Origin of the sequence: uncultured Microbacterium sp., assembly GCF_947488465.1 — a bacterium.
Classification (GTDB): domain Bacteria; phylum Actinomycetota; class Actinomycetes; order Actinomycetales; family Microbacteriaceae; genus Microbacterium.
This window is the reverse complement of record NZ_CANKZA010000003.1, coordinates 300,996-321,958: the sequence shown is the minus strand read 5'-3', so window position 1 is coordinate 321,958 and position 20,963 is coordinate 300,996. Positions and strand designations below refer to the sequence as shown.

Annotated in this window: 24 protein-coding genes; 9 read left to right on the top strand and 15 right to left on the bottom strand. The window is 67.2% G+C overall.

The genetic code is table 11. From position 1 onward, the window contains the following. Position 1 precedes the first annotated feature (1 nt). The 5 genes from Q0653_RS09270 to Q0653_RS09250 form a co-directional block, all read right to left on the bottom strand. Entirely contained in the window at positions 2 to 1,678 is a 1,677-nt protein-coding gene (locus Q0653_RS09270) for a ribonuclease J (RefSeq protein WP_298944347.1), read from the bottom strand. A 49-nt stretch (positions 1,679 to 1,727) separates the two neighbouring features. Next, entirely contained in the window at positions 1,728 to 2,705 is a 978-nt protein-coding gene (gene dapA / locus Q0653_RS09265) for a 4-hydroxy-tetrahydrodipicolinate synthase (RefSeq protein WP_298743674.1), read from the bottom strand. Positions 2,706 to 2,829: 124 nt separating this feature from the next. Next, positions 2,830 to 3,717: a type IV toxin-antitoxin system AbiEi family antitoxin domain-containing protein gene (locus Q0653_RS09260; RefSeq protein WP_298743672.1), complete on the bottom strand. Its 888-nt coding sequence runs from the start codon at positions 3,715 to 3,717 to the stop codon at positions 2,830 to 2,832. Between the two features lie 268 nt (positions 3,718 to 3,985). Further along, positions 3,986 to 4,474: a dihydrofolate reductase gene (locus Q0653_RS09255; RefSeq protein WP_298743670.1), complete on the bottom strand. Its 489-nt coding sequence runs from the start codon at positions 4,472 to 4,474 to the stop codon at positions 3,986 to 3,988. Next, entirely contained in the window at positions 4,471 to 5,295 is an 825-nt protein-coding gene (locus Q0653_RS09250; RefSeq protein ID WP_298944389.1) for a thymidylate synthase, read from the bottom strand. Before Q0653_RS09250 ends, Q0653_RS09255 begins: the two co-directional genes overlap by 4 nt. 100 nt (positions 5,296 to 5,395) lie before the next feature. Between Q0653_RS09250 and Q0653_RS09245 the strand changes: the two genes are divergently transcribed. The 3 genes from Q0653_RS09245 to Q0653_RS09235 all read left to right on the top strand — a co-directional run bounded on the left by Q0653_RS09245 (position 5,396) and on the right by Q0653_RS09235 (position 7,275). Continuing rightward, positions 5,396 to 5,833, top strand: coding sequence for a thioredoxin family protein (locus Q0653_RS09245; protein ID WP_298944346.1), 438 nt, complete (start codon positions 5,396 to 5,398; stop codon positions 5,831 to 5,833). A 112-nt stretch (positions 5,834 to 5,945) separates the two neighbouring features. Beyond that, positions 5,946 to 6,371, top strand: coding sequence for an OsmC family peroxiredoxin (locus tag Q0653_RS09240; RefSeq protein ID WP_298944345.1), 426 nt, complete (start codon positions 5,946 to 5,948; stop codon positions 6,369 to 6,371). A gap of 13 nt (positions 6,372 to 6,384) precedes the next feature. Beyond that, positions 6,385 to 7,275, top strand: a complete 891-nt coding sequence (locus tag Q0653_RS09235; protein ID WP_298944388.1) for a TIGR01777 family oxidoreductase — start codon at positions 6,385 to 6,387, stop codon at positions 7,273 to 7,275. On the opposite strand, the gene Q0653_RS09230 is transcribed toward Q0653_RS09235, so the two are convergent. Together Q0653_RS09230 and Q0653_RS09225 are read right to left on the bottom strand one after the other, a co-directional pair. Then, positions 7,272 to 7,712: a tetratricopeptide repeat protein gene (locus tag Q0653_RS09230; protein ID WP_298944344.1), complete on the bottom strand. Its 441-nt coding sequence runs from the start codon at positions 7,710 to 7,712 to the stop codon at positions 7,272 to 7,274. The genes Q0653_RS09235 and Q0653_RS09230 overlap by 4 nt on opposite strands. Further along, positions 7,709 to 8,524, bottom strand: coding sequence for a dihydrodipicolinate reductase C-terminal domain-containing protein (locus Q0653_RS09225; protein ID WP_298743661.1), 816 nt, complete (start codon positions 8,522 to 8,524; stop codon positions 7,709 to 7,711). Before Q0653_RS09225 ends, Q0653_RS09230 begins: the two co-directional genes overlap by 4 nt. A gap of 44 nt (positions 8,525 to 8,568) precedes the next feature. On the opposite strand from Q0653_RS09225, the gene Q0653_RS09220 reads away from it, so the two are divergent. Continuing rightward, entirely contained in the window at positions 8,569 to 9,039 is a 471-nt protein-coding gene (locus Q0653_RS09220; protein WP_298743659.1) for a GNAT family N-acetyltransferase, read from the top strand. Between the two features lie 419 nt (positions 9,040 to 9,458). On the opposite strand, the gene Q0653_RS09215 is transcribed toward Q0653_RS09220, so the two are convergent. The 3 genes from Q0653_RS09215 to Q0653_RS09205 form a co-directional block, all read right to left on the bottom strand. Then, complete coding sequence (locus Q0653_RS09215; protein WP_298743657.1) at positions 9,459 to 10,058, bottom strand: histidine phosphatase family protein; 600 nt, start codon at positions 10,056 to 10,058, stop codon at positions 9,459 to 9,461. An 82-nt stretch (positions 10,059 to 10,140) separates the two neighbouring features. Then, a complete protein-coding gene (locus Q0653_RS09210; protein WP_298743656.1) occupies positions 10,141 to 11,172 on the bottom strand; it encodes an aldo/keto reductase in 1,032 nt (343 codons plus the stop codon). A 252-nt stretch (positions 11,173 to 11,424) separates the two neighbouring features. Further along, a complete protein-coding gene (locus Q0653_RS09205; RefSeq protein WP_298743654.1) occupies positions 11,425 to 13,707 on the bottom strand; it encodes a polyribonucleotide nucleotidyltransferase in 2,283 nt (760 codons plus the stop codon). Between the two features lie 309 nt (positions 13,708 to 14,016). Between Q0653_RS09205 and Q0653_RS09200 the strand changes: the two genes are divergently transcribed. From Q0653_RS09200 to Q0653_RS09190, 3 genes are read left to right on the top strand one after another with little or no spacing between them, the layout of a single operon-like run. Beyond that, on the top strand, positions 14,017 to 14,193 hold the full coding sequence (locus tag Q0653_RS09200) for a DUF5302 domain-containing protein (RefSeq protein WP_261606404.1): 177 nt from the start codon (positions 14,017 to 14,019) through the stop codon (positions 14,191 to 14,193). A gap of 24 nt (positions 14,194 to 14,217) precedes the next feature. Beyond that, positions 14,218 to 14,352, top strand: coding sequence for a hypothetical protein (locus Q0653_RS09195; protein WP_298944343.1), 135 nt, complete (start codon positions 14,218 to 14,220; stop codon positions 14,350 to 14,352). Positions 14,353 to 14,382: 30 nt separating this feature from the next. After that, positions 14,383 to 15,102 (top strand): gamma-glutamyl-gamma-aminobutyrate hydrolase family protein, encoded by a 720-nt coding sequence (locus Q0653_RS09190; protein ID WP_298944342.1) that lies wholly within the window; start codon positions 14,383 to 14,385, stop codon positions 15,100 to 15,102. A 6-nt stretch (positions 15,103 to 15,108) separates the two neighbouring features. Here Q0653_RS09190 and Q0653_RS09185 read toward each other — a convergent pair whose 3' ends face one another. Together Q0653_RS09185 and Q0653_RS09180 are read right to left on the bottom strand one after the other, a co-directional pair. Further along, positions 15,109 to 15,771 carry a CE1759 family FMN reductase gene (locus tag Q0653_RS09185; RefSeq protein WP_298944341.1) on the bottom strand — a complete coding sequence of 221 codons (663 nt, stop codon included), beginning with the start codon at positions 15,769 to 15,771 and terminating at the stop codon, positions 15,109 to 15,111. Beyond that, complete coding sequence (locus Q0653_RS09180) at positions 15,768 to 16,973, bottom strand: LLM class flavin-dependent oxidoreductase (protein WP_366521981.1); 1,206 nt, start codon at positions 16,971 to 16,973, stop codon at positions 15,768 to 15,770. The genes Q0653_RS09185 and Q0653_RS09180 overlap by 4 nt, the downstream gene beginning before the upstream one ends. 131 nt (positions 16,974 to 17,104) lie before the next feature. Here Q0653_RS09180 and Q0653_RS09175 point away from each other — a divergent pair, with 131 nt between their 5' ends. Then, positions 17,105 to 18,265, top strand: coding sequence for an acyltransferase family protein (locus Q0653_RS09175; RefSeq protein ID WP_298944340.1), 1,161 nt, complete (start codon positions 17,105 to 17,107; stop codon positions 18,263 to 18,265). A gap of 72 nt (positions 18,266 to 18,337) precedes the next feature. Here the strand turns inward: Q0653_RS09175 and rpsO are convergent, their stop codons facing one another. Further along, positions 18,338 to 18,607 (bottom strand): 30S ribosomal protein S15, encoded by a 270-nt coding sequence (gene rpsO / locus Q0653_RS09170; RefSeq protein ID WP_261606398.1) that lies wholly within the window; start codon positions 18,605 to 18,607, stop codon positions 18,338 to 18,340. 209 nt (positions 18,608 to 18,816) lie between these two features. Between rpsO and Q0653_RS09165 the strand changes: the two genes are divergently transcribed. Beyond that, on the top strand, positions 18,817 to 19,824 hold the full coding sequence (locus tag Q0653_RS09165) for a DMT family transporter (protein WP_298944339.1): 1,008 nt from the start codon (positions 18,817 to 18,819) through the stop codon (positions 19,822 to 19,824). Here the strand turns inward: Q0653_RS09165 and Q0653_RS09160 are convergent. Both Q0653_RS09160 and Q0653_RS09155 read right to left on the bottom strand, forming a co-directional pair. After that, positions 19,790 to 20,350 carry a YceI family protein gene (locus Q0653_RS09160; protein WP_298944338.1) on the bottom strand — a complete coding sequence of 187 codons (561 nt, stop codon included), beginning with the start codon at positions 20,348 to 20,350 and terminating at the stop codon, positions 19,790 to 19,792. The two genes, Q0653_RS09165 and Q0653_RS09160, sit on opposite strands and share 35 nt — an antisense overlap. A 164-nt stretch (positions 20,351 to 20,514) precedes the next feature. After that, positions 20,515 to 20,883: an FKBP-type peptidyl-prolyl cis-trans isomerase gene (locus Q0653_RS09155; protein WP_298944337.1), complete on the bottom strand. Its 369-nt coding sequence runs from the start codon at positions 20,881 to 20,883 to the stop codon at positions 20,515 to 20,517. Between the last annotated feature and the right edge of the window lie 80 nt (positions 20,884 to 20,963).

Genomic DNA, 20,963 nt, shown 5'->3' with positions numbered 1-20,963 from the left:
GTTACGCCTCGATGACGAGCGGCACGATCATCGGGCGTCGACGCAGGCGCTGGTTGACCCACCGGCCGATCGTGCGACGGACGACCTGAGAGAGGGCGTGGGAATCACGGACGCCCGACTGCGCAGCCTCGGCGAGGGCCGCGGCGATCTTCGGCTTGACGTCGTCGAACACCTTGTCGTCCTCGGCGAAGCCGCGCGCGTGGATCTCGGGGCCCGTGATGATCTTGCCGGTGGCCGAATCAACCACGACGATGATCGAGATGAAACCCTCTTCGCCGAGCGTGCGGCGGTCTTTGAGATCGGCATCGGTGATTTCACCGACGGTCGAGCCATCGACGTAGACGAAGCCGAGGTCGAGCTGGCCGACGACCTTCACGATGCCGCCCTGCATATCGACGACCGTGCCGTTCTCCGCGATGATGACGTTCTCCTCGGGGATGCCGGTGTCCTGCGCGAGCTTTGCGTTCGCGATCAGGTGACGGTACTCGCCGTGGATGGGCATGACATTGCGCGGCTTCAGGATGTTGTAGCAATAGAGAAGTTCGCCAGCGGCCGCGTGGCCGGATACGTGTACCTTCGCGTTGCCCTTATGGACAACGTTGGCACCGAGCTTCGTGAGTCCGTCGATGACCCGGTAGACCGCGTTCTCGTTGCCGGGGATGAGGCTCGAGGCGAGGATCACGGTGTCGCCCGCGCCGATCTCGATCGCATGGTCCATGTTGGCCATCCGACTGAGGACGGCCATCGGCTCACCCTGGGAGCCCGTCGACATGTAGACGATCTTGTCGTCAGGAAGGTCCTTGGCCTTTTTGTAGTCGATCAGCACACCCTGCGGCACCGTGAGGTAGCCGAGGTCCTCGGCGATGGTCATGTTGCGCACCATCGAGCGGCCGAGGAAGGCGACGCGGCGGCCGTTGGCCGCGGCGGCGTCGATGACCTGCTGCACGCGGTGCACGTGGCTCGAGAAGCTCGCGACGATCACTCGGCGCGGGGCCTTCGCGATCACCTGGTCGAGTACGGGGCCGATGGCCCGCTCGAGCGGCGTGAAGCCCGGGACGTCGGCGTTCGTCGAGTCGACCATGAAGAGGTCGACTCCGTCCTCACCGAGGCTGGCGAACGCGCGGAGGTCCGTCAGGCGGCCGTCGAGAGGCAACTGGTCCATCTTGAAGTCGCCGGTCGCGAGCACGGTGCCGGCATCCGTGTGGATCGCGACGGCGAGCGCATCGGGGATCGAGTGATTGACGGCGATGAACTCGAGGTCGAACGGGCCGATCTCCTCTTCTTGGCCTTCCGCGACCGTGAGCGTGTACGGCTTGATGCGGTGCTCCTTGAGCTTCGCCTCGACGAGCGCGAGGGTCAACTTCGAACCGATCAGCGGGATGTCGCCCTTGAGACGCAGCAGGTAGGGCACGGCGCCGATGTGGTCTTCGTGGCCGTGCGTGAGAACAACCCCGACGATGTCGTCGAGCCGGGTCTTGATCGGCTCGAAGTCGGGCAGGATCAGGTCGACTCCGGGCTGGTGCTCCTCCGGGAACAGCACGCCGCAGTCGACGATCAGCAGCTTGCCGTCGAATTCGAAGACGGTCATGTTGCGACCGATTTCGGCGAGGCCGCCGAGGGGAATGACGCGCAGGGTGCCCTTTTCGAGGGCGGGCGGGTCGTAGACGTTCTTGGGCATCGGGTGCCTCCTTCAGATGCCTCAGCATCCGCGTTCAGATGTTGCGGTGTCAGCGGGTCGTGCCGTGCACCTTGGGTAGTGCTCCACCGGCGGCCGCATTGCGGTCGGGGCGGAAGTTCGAGAAGTCGGCGCCAGCGACGCCGGTGACGAGCGCCAGCTCGTCTTCGATGAGGGCGGCCTCCCACTCCTCCGGCCCCACGAGGGGCAGGCGGACGCGGGGGCTCGAGATACGTCCGAGGCCGTGCAGGATGTACTTCGCGCTCACGGTGCCGGGGACGTGGGTCATGACGGCGCGGACGAGAGGTTCGAGGCTCTTGTGCGCCGCGGTGGCGGCAGCCAGGTCCCCGCGGTTCACGGCATCCACCATCACGCGGTACGGCGCTGCGGCGACGTTCGCGGTCACACCGATGAGCCCCGTCGCACCGATCGCCATGTGCGGGAGCGCGTTCGAGTCATCTCCGGAGAAATACATGAGGTCGGTCTGGTTCAGCACGCGACTGACCTCGCTGAAGTCGCCCTTGGCGTCCTTGATCGCGAGGATGTTGGGGTGTTTGGCGAGACGCAGAATCGTCTCGTACGTGATGGGCACACCCGTGCGTCCGGGGATGTCGTAGAGGATCACGGGCAAATCGGTCGCGTCGGCGACAAGCCGGAAGTGCGTCAGAATGCCCGCCTGCGTCGGCTTGTTGTAATAGGGCGTGACGATCATGATGCCGTCTGCGCCGGCCTTCTCGCTCGCCTTGTAGAGCTCGATCGCGTGGGCGGTCTCGTTCGATCCGCCGCCGGTGATGATCTTGGCGCGACCGGCCGCGACCGACTTGCCGATTTCGACCAGCTTGAGCTTCTCCGGGTCGGTGAGGGTGCTCGTCTCCCCGGTCGTCCCCGTGACGACGATGCCGTCCGCACCTGCAGTGATGACGTCATCCATGTGCTTCTCGACGGCAGCCCAATCGACCTCACCGTCGGCCGTCATCGGAGTGACGAGCGCGACGAGGACCTGTCCGAAGGGGTTGCCCGTGTGCGTCATGTTCCCAGGGTATCGGTCAGCGCCGCCTGGTGCTTCCTCTGGCATCCGCCGCCTCGTCGGGTCGAGGGGGTGGCTCGGTCGCATGGCCGGTGGTGCGGAAGCTGTCTCGTGGGTCGGATGCGCCTCAGCGAAGAACACCGGCCATACGACCGAGTCGCGAGCCGAGCAACCGTCGCCGGGCGAGGATCGCCGCCTCGACCACCGGCCAGTCGTGGATCACCATCGCGTAGTCGAAGCGGAGGGTGTCGAAACCGAGTGCCGCCGTACGCGCATCCCGGAGGAGATCCTGGTGACGTCGAGAGGGACCATCGTGATTCTCGCGGCCGTCCGTCTCGAGAATCAGGATGCCGTCGAGGAGAAAATCCACACGCCCAGCTATCTCGGCGATCCACACCTGGGTCTGCAACGTGATGCCGATCCGGTGCAGGCGCAGCCGGAGCAGCGACTCGAGCCCGCTATCGGCGTCGGGGCGCGCAAGATCGACGAGGTACCGCATCGACGCCGACAGACCGGCCCGCACCTCTTTGCGCATCCGGCGGGTCAGGAGTCCGAGGTGCCATGCCGACTCGAATGCCGCGAAGAAGCACTCAGCACCCTGACAGCGCGCGACCTGGACGAGCGCCAGCACGATCGACGTGCGCCCGAACCCTGAGCTGCCGGCGTCGTTGTGGGTGATGCACGCACAGGGACCATGACGATGCCGACGGCCGGATCCCCCCACCCACACATGGAGCGCGTGAACCGGGCGCGTCGGATCGAGCGGGTCGAAGATCCACACGCCCACGCGACGCAGCGCGCTGACACACGCGACCTCTCCACCGTGGCGGGCGGCATCCCGTACCTCCGGATCGGCGGACGGGAGCGCGAGCACGCCTTCTCGAAGTCGCACGAGCTCACCGGTGCGGAGCGCCCGTCTGATGTCGGATGCGGTGGCCCCCAGCCTCCGCAGAGCCGACGTTCGGACCACGCCGCCGCGCAGCTGCAGAGCATCGGTGAGATCCGCCGTGTACATGAGCACATTTCAGCTCGCCGCCGGTCCGCCGCGGGCGCCCGCTCCCCGATCGGTGGAGAGTCCCGGACATCGGGGACCTGGGGAGGAGGCGATGCGTGAGATCGCGCACGAGTCGTATGGTCCGTGGTGCACGTGGGGCCGGGCGGGACCGATGAGGCGCGTTGACCGGAACGGGCCATGCGACTCGACACGTGGCGAGACGACAGCGGCCGGAGGCGCTGTGTGGTCGCGCTATGTGGCCGCAGCGGGGAGCTCGTCCCGCAGGTCGTCAGGGTCGGATCAGGGTGAGGAAGCGGTACGGCACCCCGGTTCGGGAGACCTGCCACTCCCCCGCGTCCGCGAGTTCCCACCCGTCACGAACCGGGGCATACGTGTCGCCGTCGACCTCGAGATCGAGTTCGGTGACCTCCAACACGTCGGCGCCGTCGATCGCCGCCGCGTACAGGCGGCCGCCGCCGATCACCCACGCCGCCTCGTCATCGGCGACGAGGGCGAGGGCCGCCTCGAGCGATGCCGCGCGCTCCGCACCATCGGCCGCCCACGAGTCGGTGCCGGTCACGACGATGTTGCGACGATCGGGCAAGGGGCGAAAGCGCGGCGGGAACGACTCCCACGTGCGCCGCCCCATGATCACCGGATGTCCGGTGGTCACCGCCTTGAAGCGGGCCATGTCTTCCGGCACGTGCCACGGCATCCCGCCGGCCGCGCCGATGACACCACCCCGGGCTTCGGCCCAGATGAGCCCGATGCGTGTCATACCGCGACGGCTCCGCGGATGCTGGGATGGTGCTGATAGTCCTCAACGAGGATGTCATCGAAGGTGTAGTCGAAGATCGAATCGGGCGTGCGCGCGAAACGCACTCTCGGGTACGGATACGGTTCGCGCGACAACTGCTGCCGAACCTGCTCGACGTGATTGTCGTAGATATGGCAATCGCCGCCGGTCCATACGAAATCGCCGGGCTGGAGGCCGGTCTGCTCGGCGATCATGAGCGTCAGCAGGGCGTAGGAAGCGATGTTGAACGGCACCCCGAGGAACATGTCTGCGCTGCGTTGGTACAGCTGACACGAGAGCTTGCCGTCGGCGACATAGAACTGGAAGAGCGCGTGGCACGGCGCAAGGGCCATGTTCGGGATGTCCGCCGGATTCCAGGCCGACACGATGAGGCGGCGCGAGTCGGGGTTCGCGCGGATCTGGGCGATCACCTCACTGATCTGATCGATCTGCTCCCCCGAGGGCGTGGGCCACGAGCGCCACTGCACGCCGTACACCGGCCCCAATTCGCCGTCGGCATCGGCCCACTCATCCCAGATGGTCACACCGTGCTCCTGGAGCCACCGGACGTTGGACTCTCCCCGCAGGAACCAGAGGAGTTCATACGCGATCGACTTCATGTGCACGCGCTTTGTGGTGATGAGCGGGAAACCCTCGGCCAGATCGAACCGGATTTGGCGACCGAAGACGCTCGTCGTCCCTGTGCCCGTCCGGTCGTCCTTGTGCACGCCATCGGCGAGCACCTCCGCCAGCAGATCCTCGTACGGGGTGGGGACGACATCGACAGCGCTCACGCAGGCCAGACTACCCGCGCTGGTCGATCAGCCGACGTGCGTCATGCGCGGAGGTCATCTGTGATCGATCTCAGACAGGGGAGCATTCGAGCGGATAGAGTACGGAGTTGTGAATCTGACGGATGCCGCCCTCGTCCTCGCCGCGTTGCTCGCGGCGACGATCGGCGTCGGTGCGTACCTGCGTTGGCAGCAGAATCGTCCGCGCCGTCAGGATCCGAGCGAAGTCGTCGAGCCGCACCGGCTCGGTGCGGGCGCACTGGGCGAGCGCGCCACACTGTTGCAGTTCAGCACCGAGATGTGCGCGCGGTGCCCCGGGGTTCACCGCACCCTCACGGAGATCGCGGACGATCGCGACGGCGTGGTGCATCTCGACATCGATCTCACGCACCGTCCGGACATCGCCAAGCACTTCCACGTGTTGCAGACGCCGACCACCTTGATCCTGGATGGCGACGGCGTGATCCAGACGCGCTTCGGCGGCACACCCCGACGCGATGTCATCGAGCTCGAGCTCGCACGCGTGACCGCCGTCGGCGTCGGGGTCTGATCCCACCTCGACGGGAGCTCCCCGTCTGTTCCCCTGCCCCGGCCTGCGGTCTAGGCTCGACGCAGGCGCGCATGCGCCGGCATCCACCCCGCAGATCCACCAGGAGGACACGATGAGCGTCACGAGCGAAGCCAGCACCAGCTGGAAGGGGAGTCTCGCCGAGGGCTCCGGGGAGGTTGCTCTGGAAAGCTCCAACCAGGGTCCACTGCCGGTGAACTGGAAGGCGCGCAGCGAGGGCTCAACCTCGGTCACGACCCCCGAAGAACTGCTCGCCGCGGCGCATTCCGCCTGCTTCAGCATGGCGCTCTCGCACGCACTCACCGGCAACGGCACTCCGCCGGACAGCGTGGAGACGACCGCATCGGTCACCTTCATCCCCGGCACGGGCATCACCGGCTCTCACCTCAACGTCAACGCTGTGGTGCCGGGCCTGTCGGCCGAGGATTTCGCGCGGATCGCCGACGAAGCCAAGACCGGATGCCCCGTCTCGGCCGCGCTCACCGGAATCGAGATCACACTCGAGGCGACGCTTGCCTGACGCCCCCATCGAGGTGCCCGGCCGGGTCGTCGTCTCCGGCGCATCCGGACTGATCGGTCGCGCTCTCGTGGACGCACTGCGCGCCGACGGCGTGGCCGTCACCCGGCTCGTGCGGCGTCCGGTCGAGGCGCCGGATGAGCGCTCGTGGAACCCGGGGCACACGCTGCTCGACCCCGAGGTCCTGCGCGGTGCGCGCGCCGTGGTCAACCTGAATGGCGCGAGCATCGGCCGCTTTCCCTGGACCCCGCGGTACAAGCACGAGCTGCTGTGGTCGCGACTGTTGCCCACGCAAACACTCGCCACAGCCCTCACCGCGCTTGGCGCGGAGGCTCCGGCGTTCGTCTCCGCCTCCGGAGCCGGCTACTACCCGTCTGCCCCGGGAGCCGTCCTGACGGAGGCCTCTCCGCGCGGCGATACCTTCCTCGCGGATGTCTGCGGCGAGTGGGAGACCGCCGCGCAGCGCACGCCCGGGCGAGTCGCCCTCCTTCGGACCGCGCCGATCATCCATCGTGAGGGAGTGCTGAAGCCGCTCTTGCTTCTGACGAAGTACGGCGTGTCCGGACCCATCGGTCCGGGGACTCAGGCGTGGCCGTGGATCTCGCTCGAGGATGAAGTGCGGGCCATCCGACACATCATCGACCACGAGGTGGCAGGGCCCGTGAACCTCACCGGCCCGACTCGCGCGACGGCCAACGACCTCGGCTTCGCCCTGGCCCGGCGCATGAATCGGCCGTTCCTCGTGCGCGCTCCCCTGTGGGCGATTTCGCTCGTGCTCGGTCGCGATGCGACACAGTCGCTTCTCGCAAGCGACTCGCACGTCGTGCCCGGGGTTCTGGAGGCATCCGGCTTCACGTTCACCCACACCACGGTCGAAGACGCTGTGGCAGCGGCCGTCCCGGCTTAGCGTGCCCGCTCGAGGGTGATCGCGGTGCGGATCGCCTGACGTGCGCGGCTGCGATCGCCCGCGCCGTCGTAGGCGAGGCCCAACCGGAACCAGGCGCGCCAGTCCTCCGGGTGCGCCTCGACGTCGGCGCGATAGGCCGGGAACAGCTCATCGGCTTGCGCCCGTTCGGGGCGTCCGCTCGGTCGGACGTCGAGTTCCTCCGCCGGAAGACCGCCCTCGGTCTCGAGGCGCGCGGCGAGCGCGGAGGCGCGCACGCCGAAGCGGATCTCACGCCACATCGCCCAGACGGCGATGAGTGGCAACACGATCAGGGCAACGCCCATCACGATCCCCACAGGCTCGGCGGATGTCACCAGCAGCCAGGCTCGCTGCCCGACGAGCACGACATAGAGCGTCAACAGCACCGCCATGACGGCGACGCCGATCCGAGCGCTCATGCTCCCGTGGTGCGGGCGACCTGACCGGGCACGCCGCCCTCATCGATCGGCGCCACTGCACGCGCAGAGGGGGCGCGCAGACCGATGTCGATGAGCGAGTCGAGACCCACGGTCACTCCACGTGCGTCGCGTGCGGCAGCGAGCGCCACTCGGATGCCGGGGCCGTACGCGGCGGCCGGTTCCACCGTGTCGTGGACGAGGGTGAGTGCCTCACCGGGACCGGAGAGGATCGTCTCCTGTCGCGCGATGACGCCGGGGCGCCGCAGCGAGTGCACGGGGATGCTGGCCACCTGCTGTCCGCGGGCGCGCTGATCCGCGTGCGGCGACTCGACCGGACCGGCATCCTGACGGGCCGCGGCGATGAGCTCCGCCGTTCGGACGGCGGTGCCGCTCGGCGAATCGACCTTCGTCTCGCGGTGCGTTTCGACGATCTCGATCGAAGGGAAGAACGGTGCAGCTGCTGCGGCGAGCGCCGAGCCGATGACCGAGCCGAGCGAGAAATTGGGGATGAACACGGCGCCGGTGCCGGCTGCCTGCACGAGGGGGCGAACGAGCGCGATGCGCTCGGCCGACCAGCCGGACGTGCCGACGAGGACGTTGATCCCCCGTTCGATCGCCGCACGGACCACGTCGATAGACACGGCCGGCGTAGAGGCGTCGACGACGAGGTCGGCGCCGTCGATCTCGTCGAGATCGCTCGAGGAACCGAGCACCGCCACCGTCTCGAACTCGTCGCTCGCCTCGATGACGGCCGCGATGATCGCCCCCAGCTTTCCGGTTCCGCCCACGAGGGCCACGCGCGTCATGGTCATCCCCTCAGCCTACGCGGCGACTGCCGCGCGTTACGCTCGAACACATGGTGAGCCTGCAGTCGATCTCCGCCGACGACCCCCGCGCTCGTGCGCTCCTGACCGAGTATTTCGAGATGCGAGGGGAAGCATTCCCGAAAGGGCAGACCTACCGTCCGGTGTTCCCCGACGCATCCGTCTTCGCGCCTCCCGCCGGCGTCTTTCTGATCGTCGTCGACGATGAGGGAGACGATGTCGGGTGCGGCGGCATCCGCCGGATCGCCGACGGGCCGGACGGCTCCCGGTACGAGGTCAAGCACCTCTATCTGGCACCGGAAACCCGTGGCCGCGGCTGGGGGCGTGTGCTGCTCGAGGGCCTCGAGGCGAAGGCGAAGGAGTGGGGTGCCGCGGACCTCGTGCTCGATACCCACCACACCCTCGAAGCGGCCGGCAGCCTTTACTCGCGCAGCGGTTTCGCAGCAATCGAGCCTTACAACGACAACCCGAACGCGACCCGCTGGTACCGGAAGGCCCTCTAACTGCGCAGACGGGGACTCTCGCCACGTCCACGACGAATTGTTGGCTCAAATTGTCGCGTCGGGGATGCGGAAACGACCGTTTGCACCCGCAATTCTCAGGCACCCGCCAACGCGACGCGTTGGTATGGCAAGGCGAGAGGCGCCGGACGTGTCCTCGCTCACTGGGCACCGCTCTCTGCGAGCGTGATCGTGTTCAGCCCACAGGAGAATCTGTCTGCGTCGAGTCAGGAACCCCGGAATCACGCGGCGGCGGCCGTCGTCACCACAACATCTCCTGTGGGATGAACGCGGCGGCGCCCGGACCCCCGTGCGTCAGCCCCGCAGGAGCTGATCTGCGGTGTGACGGGCCATGGCCTGCGGGCCGGGGCGGTCTGGCGACGGTGAGCTCGGCAGGGGGCTGGGACGCGGCGGGACCGCGGTCAGACCGGCGGAACCTCGGGGAGACCGGTGCGCAACTCGAACGGCAAGTGGGCGAGGTCGTTGTGCGAGACGAGAGCCCAGGGCCGGCCGGGGCGCTGCGCGAGGACAGTGAGCCCGCAGTGGGCCTGATTGACCGTCATCCAGCGCCACTCCGGCGCGTCGAGAGCCTCACGGACGAACCAGGCGATCACGAAGTTGTGGGTGATGAGCAGCTCGTGCGCATCGGCCTTGCGGGCGAGGAACTCCGAGACGGCATCGGCCATCTGCGCTCGGCCCGCATCGACTTCCGCCTCGGTGAACGAACCGAAGAACGACTCGTATATCGCCGGCGTGTCGGGTGTCATCCCCGTCGGTATGCAGTCGAACAGCAGCGGCGACGGTCGGGGGTCGACCGCGGGGAGGCGATCGGCAACCGCGCGCGCCGTCTCAGCCGCTCGCTCGAGCGGCGAGTGCCACACCGCATCCAACGGCACGCCCGAGAGCCGATCGGCCAACAGCTCTGCCTGGCGACGCCCGCGCGGAGAGAGCGGTCCATCCTCAAGCCCGTGCTCCGCGTCAAGATGCTCCCCGTGGCGCACAAGGTAGAGATAATGCGTCACGTCACGCTCGTCTCATCGCAGCCGGGGGTCTGGGGGCGGGTACTTCCCACCCTACGTCAGGCCCCGGGCGAGGAGCCCAGCGCTACTGAGCGGCGCGGGCGATGTCGGCCAGCTGTGCGCGGCTGAGCCGCGCGCCGACGCCCTGGACGAGTTCCTCGATGTGACCGACGGCGTAGGCGTTCACGATGGGCGCCGCGACCGTTCTCTGGGCCAGCAACCACGCGATCGCCACGGCGGCCGTCGGAACGGACAACTCGGCTCCGACCTTGTCGAGGGCCCGAAGCGCGCGCGTGCCGCGCCGGTTCATCGCTGCGGCCAGCTGCGTTCCTCGCACCGACAGTGCCACGCCGGCACGCGAGCGGTGAACGCCGGCGAGGTACCCGTGCTCGAGAGCCTGCGACGGCGTCACCGCGATTCCCTGCGCGCCGGCGACGAGTTTGAGATCACCGTCGAACTCATCGCGACGCAGGACGTTGTACGGCACATCGAGCACCGTGAGGCGCGGGTACCCCGCCGAGGCGAGAATACGTGCCTCGACGAGTTGTGCCGCCGTGTGGCCGTGGGCGCCGAGCGCGCGCACCTTTCCCGCTTCGACGAGCCACTCCGCCGTGGCGAGAGTGTCTTCGAGCGCGGTGGCAGAATCTGCCGCGGCATCGAGGTAGAGCACATCGATGCGGTCGGTCTGCAGCCGGGTGAGGGATGCCTCGACCGACCGGATGAGGTTGACCGAGCCGAGGCCCGGATGATCCGGATGCGTCCCCACTCGCACCGCGACGACTGTGTCATCACGCACGCCGCGGGTCTGCAACCACTGACCGACGATGTGCTCGCTGCGCCCGGCCGAATAGCCGTCAGAGGTGTGGATCGCGTTGCCTCCGCGACTGCGGTAGACGTCGAGGATCATGTGGGCCGCGCCCGGATCGACGTGCCACCCGAACTCCGCCGCCCCGAGGATGAGGGGGAACACGCGCAACCCGGTCTCGCCGAGCGCCACACGCACGGCTGCCCCGACGGGAGCGCCCTGCACGGGAATGGGTGCCGAGGGATGCGTGGCCGTCGATACGATGTCCGCGCGCTCGGTGGGGGCTGACGTCCCGACGCCGAAAAAGCCCATCTCACACCCCTTGCTGCTGGGGAGTGTCCAGGTTCTCGCACCCCCCGATGCGTACCTCCGAGGGTAGAGCAGGGCGGGGACACGGACGCCCATTGACCCGAACGCGCGGTAAACATTGCATAACGGTTCTCTCTCATCGCCCGGTCAGGTGCAGTTTTGTCCCCCATTGGGAGGACACGAGCCACACGCACGGATGCCCGCCCCTCCGACACGGGAGGAGGCGGGCATCCGCACAGTCAGGAACCGTCAGGTTCAGCCTTCGGCGGGAGCGTCTCCGGGACCCTCGCTGGCCGCAGCCGAGCCTTCCTGGTCAGCTGCTTCGTCGAGCACGGGCTCGAGTGACAGCTTGCCGCGGTCGTCGATCTTCGTGATCTTCACGAGGATCTTCTGACCGACCGAGAGCACGTCATCGACGTTCTCGACACGCTTGCCACCGGCGAGCTTGCGCACCTCGCTGATGTGGAGCAGGCCATCCTTGCCGGGCAGGAGCGAGACGAACGCACCGAACGCGGCAAGCTTGACGACGGTTCCGAGGAACTGCTCGCCGACCTCCGGGTTGGTGGGGTTCGCGATCGCGTTGACCTGCGCACGGGCGGCCTCGGCCGAGGGACCATCGGTCGCGCCGATGTAGACGGTGCCGTCCTCCTCGATGGAGATCTGCGCGCCGGTGGTGTCCTGGATCGAGTTGATCGTCTTGCCCTTGGGCCCGATGAGCTCACCGATCTTGTCGACGGGGATCTGCACGCTGATCACGCGCGGAGCCGTCGGCGCCATCTCGTCCGGACCGTCGATCGCGGCGTTCAGGACGTTCAGGATCGTCAGGCGTGCGTCCTTGGCCTGCGTGAGCGCCGCGGTCAGGACCGCCGTCGGGATGCCGTCGAGCTTGGTGTCGAGCTGGATCGCCGTGACGAATTCGCTCGTGCCGGCGACCTTGAAGTCCATGTCACCGAGCGCATCTTCGGCGCCGAGGATGTCGGTCAGCGCCGCGTAACGCGTCTGGCCGTCGACCTGGTCGGAGACGAGGCCCATCGCGATACCGGCCACGGGAGCGCGCAGCGGCACACCCGCGTTCAGCAGCGACAGGGTCGAGGCGCAGACCGAGCCCATCGACGTCGAGCCGTTGGAGCCGAGAGCTTCGGACACCTGACGGATCGCGTACGGGAACTCCTCGCGGCTCGGCAGCACCGGCACGAGCGCGCGCTCGGCCAGGAAGCCGTGCCCGATCTCGCGACGCTTCGGCGAACCGACACGGCCGGTCTCACCGGTCGAGTACGGCGGGAAGTTGTAGTGGTGCATGTAACGCTTGCTGGTGACGGGCGACAGCGAGTCGATCTGCTGCTCCATCTTGAGCATGTTCAGCGTCGTGACACCCAGGATCTGAGTCTCGCCACGCTGGAAGATCGCCGAACCGTGCACGCGCGGGATGACCTGAACCTCGGCATCCAGCGGACGGATGTCCGCCAGCCCACGACCGTCGATACGGACACCCTCGGAGAGGATGCGCCCACGGACGATGGTCTTGGTGACCGACTTGTACGCCGCGGAGAACTCCAGCGTCGCGACGGCCGGAAGCTCACCGGACTCGACGGCGGCGAGCAGCTCGGCCTTGACGGCATCCTTGATCGCGTCATCGGCGTTCTGACGCTCGACCTTGTCGGCGATCTGGTAGACCGGCACGAGCTTGTCGTACGCGCGACCGGCGACGAAGTCGTAGGTCTGCTGCGCGTACGGCGGGAAGACCGGGTAGTCCTGGATCTCCTTGGCAGCGGTGCGAGCCACGACGTTCTGTGCCTCGACGAGCTGCTTGATGAAGGGCTTGGATGCTTCCAGACCCTGCGCGACGATCTCTTCGCTCGGCTTGACAGCACCGGCCTTGATGAGGTTCCAGCTCTGCTCTGTGGCCTCGGCTTCGACCATCATGATCGCGACGTCGCCGTCGTCGAGCACGCGGCCCGCGACGATCAGGTCGAAGACGGCGTCCTCGAGCTGGGTGACGGTCGGGAAAGCGACCCACTGGTCGGCGTGCTCGCCCTGGCCGGGGATGAGCGCGAGGCGCACACCGGCGATCGGGCCAGAGAACGGCAGACCCGAGATCTGCGTCGACAGCGAGGCCGCGTTGATCGCGAGCGCATCGTAGAACTCACCGGGAGCGATGCTCAGGACGGTGATGACGATCTGAACCTCGTTGCGGAGGCCCGCGACGAACGACGGGCGCAACGGCCGGTCGATCAGACGACAGACGAGGATCGCCTCGGTGGAGGGGCGTCCTTCGCGGCGGAAGAACGAACCGGGGATCTTGCCGGCGGCGTAGGAACGCTCTTCGACGTCGACGGTCAGCGGGAAGAAGTCGAAGCCTTCACGCGGGTGTTTTCCGGCGCTGGTGGCCGAGAGGAGCATCGTCTCCTCATCGAGGTACGCGGCGACGGCACCCTGTGCCTGCTGCGCGAGTCGGCCGGTTTCGAACCGGACAGTGCGGGTACCGAAGCGGCCGTTGTCGAGGACGGCTTCGGCGGCGGTGATTTCAGGACCTTCCAAGAGGTCACTCCTTCTTTGTTTAGCCTCGGTGTCCGCCCGTGTGGCGGCCGAGGTTCCTGCGAAGAAGCAGGAACAGACAGATATGAGCGCGCGGAGGTCCTCCGCGAAGTCCGCCTACGCTGGTCACCAGTGAAAAGCCACCATTCGCGATCGAATGGGAACCCACCACAGGAGACCAGCTTCCTGCCGGCCTGCTCCATGAGCTCAGCTGAGCTCTGTTGTGTAGTTGTGGATGCCGTGGAGGCAACCCGCACAAGCCTACCAGTCGGCCTCTGACCTGCGGATCTTCTGACCGCGTATCCTTGCGACATGAGCACCGAAGAGAACACCTCGGCATCGGACGAGATGAAGCGCAAGTTCAAGGAAGCGCTCGACAAGAAGAATGCCCAGCACCGCAACGGCGAGGCTCACCTCGACGGAGAGTCAGCCATCCAGGGCGCCCATGGCGCCGTGACCCGCCGAGAGTTCCGCCGCAAGAGCGGCTGAACCCCACGAGAGGAGACGCCCACCATGAGCGATGCATCCGGGCAGGCAACGAACCCCGATCCCGACGAGGGCACCGAGCTGGACGAGGCGGAGAAGATCGACTTGCAGCGACAGCTGGCGTTCGAAGTCGAACAGTTCGAAGGCGGCATCGAGGGCTGAGGCCACAGCGCGACCCACGAAGATGGGAGCATGCCTCCTCGAATCGCGATGCCTGCACGTCTCTCCGACCCGATCGGAGCTGATGCGCGCGTCGGTCTCGCGAATGCGATCTTCGACGACGTCGCCGCGCTTGTGCGCGCGGAAGACCTCGACGTCCTCGTCGTGCGCGATGCGGACCTGACGGGTGTCGACGGTGTCGTCCTCCCCGGCGGTGGCGACGTCGACCCCGCACGCTACGGCGGCGACACGGCAGCCCCCTGCTATGACGTCAATCCCGCACAAGACACCCTCGATCTGGAGATCGCGCGGGCCGCGCACGCGCGTGGCATCCCGATTCTCGGCGTCTGTCGTGGACTGCAGGTGCTGAACGTCGCCTTCGGGGGCACACTCATCGAAGATCTGCCCGTGAGCTCCGTGCGCCATACTCCCGGTTCGGACGGATGCGGCGGCCTCGAATGGACCTGGCATTCGGTGACCGTCGCAGCCGGTTCACGCCTGCGCGCAGAGGTCGACGCAGATGAGATTTCGGTCGCGTCTGGGCATCACCAGGCCATCGGCCGGCTGGGTGAGGGACTCGTCGCCACCGCCGTCGCCCACGACGGCGTCATCGAGGCCATCGAGCACAGGGATGCTCCGATCATCGCTGTCCAGTGGCACCCCGAGGCCGACGGCACACCCGCACTCCTGGCGGCAGCGCCGTTCGCGGCGTTCGCCGAAATGGTGCGCTCGCCGGCTTTTCGCGCGTCCTGATCCGGGCTACTCGCCCGCGAGGCCGCCGAGAAGGTGGCCGCCGCCCGAGGAGCCGAGCATCCGGGTGAAATTGTCGAGATAGTTCTCGGGATCCAGCGGATCACCGCCCACAGCCGGGTCGCGACGAGCGATCGCCGCAGCGAGCTCACGCGCACCGCGATCGACGCGCGCACTGAGCGGCGCGACCTCATCGGCAGCGTTCCCCCAGTCGCTGGATGCCGCGAGCACACCGGTCGGCACGGGTTCGGCGTGAAGGTAGGTGAACAACGGGCGAATCGCGTAATCGATCGCGAGAGAGTGGCGTGCCGTTCCGGCGTTCGCGCCGAGAAGAACCGGCATCCCGGTCAGCGCGTCGGGGTCGAGCACGTCGATGAACGACTTGAACAGTCCCGAGTAGCTGGTCGAGAAGATCGGGGTGACGGCAATGAGCGCATCGGCCGAGATCACCGTATTGATCGCGGATTCGAGGGCGGGCGGGGCGAATCCTGTCAAAAGGTTGTTCGTGATGTCGTGCGCGAGATCACGAAGTTCCACCGTGTCGACGGTCGCTTCGATGGCGTCGTCGGCGAGCTGCGCCAGAGTAGCGGCGGCCAGACGGTCTGCCAGCATCCGGGTCGATGAGGGGGTGGATAGACCCGCCGAAATCACGGCGATCCGACGCCCCGTCATCGCACGCCGCCTGTCGCGGCAGCGCCGAACGCGGCCCCCGCCGGGGCCGGGGCATCGGCGTAGGGGGACGGACCGCTGAGATTGTCGCCGCGGTTGGGGCGGGGTGTTGCCTGGCGGGCGGGCCCGTCCCCATACGTGGCGGCGACGCGGGCGGCGTGTGTCGGCGCATCCGGAACTGCCGCCGGGCGATCCTTCGCGAACTCCTTGCGGAGGGCGGGCACGACCTCGCCGCCGAGCAGATCGAGCTGCTCGAGTACGGTCTTCAACGGTAGCCCCGCGTGGTCGATCAGGAACAGCTGGCGCTGATAGTCGCCGTAGAGCTCGCGCATACCCGCGTAGCGGTCGATCACCTGCTGCGGCGACCCGACGGTGAGCGGGGTCATCTCGGAGAAGTCCTCCATCGACGGTCCGTGCCCGTAGACCGGCGCGTTGTCGAAGTACGGCCGGAACTGTGTCACGGCATCCTGCGAGTTCTTGGCCATGAAGGCCTGACCGCCGAGACCGACGATCGCCGTCTCGGGCGCGCCGTGGCCGTAGTGCTGCCAGCGCTGACGGTAGAGCCCGATCAGGCGCTGATAGTGCTCAGCCGGCCAGAAGATGTTGTTCGCGAAGAAGCCGTCACCGTAGAAGGCGGCCTGTTCGGCGATCTCGGGAGTGCGGATCGACCCGTGCCAGACGAACGGCGCGATGCCGTCGAGCGGGCGCGGGGTCGAGGTGAAGCCCTGCAAGGGGGTGCGGAACGTGCCCTCCCAGTCGACGACATCCTCGTGCCAGAGCTTTTGCAACAGGGCGTAGTTCTCGATCGAGAGCGGCAGGCCCTGGCGGATGTCCTTGCCGAACCAGGGGTAGACCGGCCCGGTGTTGCCGCGACCGAGCATGAGGTCCATGCGGCCGCCCGACAGGTGCTGCAACATCGCGTAGTCTTCCGCGATCTTGACCGGGTCGTTGGTCGTGATGAGGGTCGTCGCCGTGGACAGCACCAGGCGTTCGGTCTGGGCGGCGATGTAGGCCAGCGTCGTCGTCGGAGAGGACGACCAGAACGGCGGATTGTGGTGCTCGCCGAGCGCGAAGACGTCGAGGCCGACGTCTTCGGCATGCGTCGCGATCTCGACCGTCGCGCGGATGCGCTCCGCCTCGCTGGGAGTACGGCCGGTGGTCGGATCCTCCGTGATGTCGCTGACGGTGAAGATGCCGAACTGCATCTGCGGGCTCTGCTCGTTCACGTCAGTCCCTCGCCTTCCGGATGCCGCGGCATCCATTACATGCAAATGAATATACCCTGTGCAACGCGGCGCCCTCCAGGGTATTCCCGCCGGGTAGGGTGGCCTGCGACATGAGCACACCCGCCCCGCCCACCGGACCGGTCGGCACCACGAAGCGACGCGTGCCACTCTGGGACAACGCGCGGTTCGCGTGCATTGTGCTCGTTGTCCTCGGGCACGCGACTCAGCGCCTCACATACGACAGCGATTTCGCCCTCGCGCTCTACCTGCTCGTGTACGCGTTCCACATGCCGGCGTTCGCGATCATCTCGGGCTACTTCTCGAAGTCCGACTCCCCCAGCCGTCGCCAGATGGCGCGGGTGCTCACCGACATCGTCGTGCCGTACGTCATCTTCGAGAGCCTCTGGACTCTGACGAAGTGGATCGTGGAGGGCCAGGCCAATCCGAACCCCACGCAGCCGTCATGGACGCTCTGGTTCTTGCTGGCCCTGGCGATCTTCCGGCTCGTGCTGCCCTACCTCGTGCTCCTGCGGTGGCCCCTCGCGTGGACGGTGGGAATCTCCGTCCTGGTGGGTTACTGGCCGAACATCGACTCGACGCTGTCACTGTCGCGCACGCTGGGTTTGCTCCCGTTCTTCACGCTCGGCTGGTGGCTGCGACATCACAGCATCCTGGAGCGACTCGACCTGCTGCGTCGCCAGCGCTGGTGGGTGCGCGTCGCGGCTCTCGGCACCTTCGCGGCAGCCGCCTTCGTCGCCTGGTTCTTCGTCGACGTCTGGCGCGATGTGAATCTCCGCGAATGGCTGTTCTACGACGAAGGCTATGCCGCGCTCGGCGGGACCGAGTGGTGGGCCGGCGGCGTGCGTCTCGGTCTCATCGTGATCGCGCTCGTGCTGAGCATCGCATTCCTGGCTCTCGTCCCGCGCGGACAGCACCGGTGGACGCACTTCGGCCAATTCACGATGTACGTCTATCTGCTGCACTCGTTCGTGCTGTATCCGTTCCGCGAGACCGGAATCCTCCGCCACGCCGAACCCACGTGGCTCTGGTTGCCCGGGGTCGTGATCCTGTCGGTGTTGACCGCGCTGTTGCTGGCGACGAAACCCGTGCGGACGGTGTTCCGCCCGCTCATCGAGCCGCGCCCGGGCTGGTTGTTCGCGGACCCGACTCTCGCCGCGCGCGAAGGGCGTCGCAACGACCCGACCGGATCCCGTCGCCCGCGCGAGACCCCGCGCCCCGACGACCGGCATCCGCACTCGCCCCGGGAATGACGAGAGCCGCCCCACACCGTGGGGCGGCTCTCTCAAGAATGTTCTGCGCGATTGAACGCTAGACGCTGATGCTCAGCGACGCAGGCCCAGACGTTCGATGAGCGAACGGTAGCGCGTGATGTCGATGTCCTGGAGGTAACCCAACAGGCGACGACGCTGGCCGACCATGAGGAACAGACCACGACGCGAGTGGTGGTCGTGCTTGTGCTCCTTGAGGTGCTCGGTGAGGTCTTTGATACGCTGCGTCAGCATCGCGACCTGCACCTCGGGGGATCCGGTGTCACCGGGGTGCGTCGCGTACTCTTCGATGATCGCCTTCTTGACGTCTGCTTCCAGTGCCATAGGTGATCCCCTTCCTCTTTGTTGCGCGGCGCCCGACACCTGATGTGAGGGCTCTCTTTATCCGCGGCCGATCCAACGGCAACCTGAAGAGTCTACCAGCCCAGCGCGACACCTACTGCCGCGTCGTCGGACTGCCGGACACCAGCGGTTTTCGGCCGTCGTACTCGAGATCGGTCCCGAGTGTCGGCACCGGGTCGTAGAGTCACGACGTGAGCGCCACCACCCGCGATGCTGTGACCGGCTCGCCCCTGTCGATCGCCGTGCAATTCGTCCTGTGCGGCGTCATCTGGGGATCCAGCTTCCTGTTCATGAAGGTCGCGCTGACCGGTATCTCGCCGGCTCAGGTCGCGTGGTCTCGCCTGATCCTCGGAGCGCTGACGCTCGGGATCTTCGTCGCGCTGCGCCGCGACCGGTTCCCCCGACGCCTGGTCGTGTGGGCGCATATGACCGTGCTGGCGGTGTCGTTCTGCGTGATCCCGTTCCTGCTCTTCTCGTGGGCACAGCAACACGTGACGAGCGGCCTTGCGAGCATCTACAACGCGACGACGCCGATCATGACGGCGCTCATGGCATGGGCGGTGTTCCGCGTCGAGAAGCTGAAGCCGATGCAGATCGCCGGCATCCTCGTCGGCATTTTCGGCGTCATGGTGATCATCGCTCCGTGGCAGGGCCTCGACTTCTCCCAGAGCCTGGCGGCGCAGCTCGCCATCCTCGGTGCGACCGCCTGCTATGGCTTCAGCCTCGCCTACATGCGCCGATTCACCTCGAACACCGGCATGACGGCACTCATGTTCTCGTTCCTGAACATCGGTCTCGGCGCCGCGATCATGCTTCTGCTGACCCCGGTCCTCGTGCTCTCGCCCGTCCGGCTCGACCCGTGGATCATCGGAAGCATTGCGCTCCTGGGATGCCTGGGCACCGGCGTCGCCTATATCTGGAACCAGAACACGCTGCGCGCGTGGGGGCCGACCCGTGCATCGACCGTGACCTACATCACTCCGGTTGTCGGCGTCCTTTTGGGGGTGCTGATCCTGGGAGAGACTCTCACCTGGAACGAGCCTGTCGGTGCCGTGATCGTGTTCCTCGGCATTCTGCTCGCACAGGACCGCCTACGGTTCGGCGAACGCACGAAGAAAGCGGGGGCGGATCCCGCAGCATCCACCCCCGCTTCAGACCGTCAGATCACGCCTGGACGGAGCCCTGCAGGTCGAGCGTGATGGTCACGTCCTTGCCGACCAGGACGCCACCGGTCTCGAGTGCGGCGTTCCAGGTCAGGCCGAAGTCTTCGCGGTTCACGACAGTCTTCGCCGTGGCGCCGGCCTTGTAGTTGCCCCACGGGTCAGTGCCGAAGCCACCGAACTCGACCTCGAAGGTCACGGGCTTGGTCACGCCGTGCATGGTCAGGTCGCCGTCGACGAGGAAGTCGCCGCCCTCGGCGCGGACGCCGGTGGAGACGAAATCGATCGTCGGGAACTGCTCGGCGTCGAAGAAGTCGGCCGACCGCAGGTGCGCGTCGCGGCCCTCGTCCTTCGTGTCGACCGATGCGACGTCGACGGAGGCGGTGACGGACGCCTTGAGCGGGTTCTCGGGGGCGACGATCGTGGCGGACTTCACACCGAAGGTGCCGCGCACCTTGGAGATCATCATGTGACGGACGGAGAAGGTGACCTCGCTGTGCGCGGGGTCGAGCACCCACGTGCCCGCCTTGTAGCCGGGGATCTCGAGGAGCGTGGTGTCGGTCATGGGAGGCCTTTCGAAGAAGTAACGGGGGACGTTCTGCGGGGGTTCAACACGCTGCTCGAGGATCTATTCCTGCGAATGGAAAAATTCTCGCACGGCGCTCGGCCGACGCTGGGCGGATGCCGGGGAAACGACCCGGCATCCGCCCTGCATGAGGAGAAGGCGTCTCAGCCGACCTTGAGCAGGTCGATGATGAAGATCAGCGTCTTGCCGCCGAGGAAGTGCCCGCCCGCCGGGCCGTACGCGAGGTGCGGGGGGATGACGAGCTCTCGACGCCCGCCGACCTTCATGCCCGGGATGCCGTCCTGCCAGCCCTGGATGAGGCCGCGCAGCGGGAACTGGATCGACTCGCCGCGGCCCCAGGAGGAGTCGAACTCCTCGCCGGAGTCGTACTCGACGCCGGCGTAGTGCACGGTGACGGTGTCGCCGGGCTTCGCCTCGTCGCCGGAGCCTTCGATCAGGTCGCGGATGACGAGCTCGGACGGCGCGGGGCCGGTGGGAGCATCGAATTCGGGCTTGGTGCGCTCATCAGTCATGCCTCCATCCAAGCACGGGACGCCCCCGACCGGCACCCTTGACAGGGTCCGCACTCCGCACGGACAATGGGCTCAGGCCA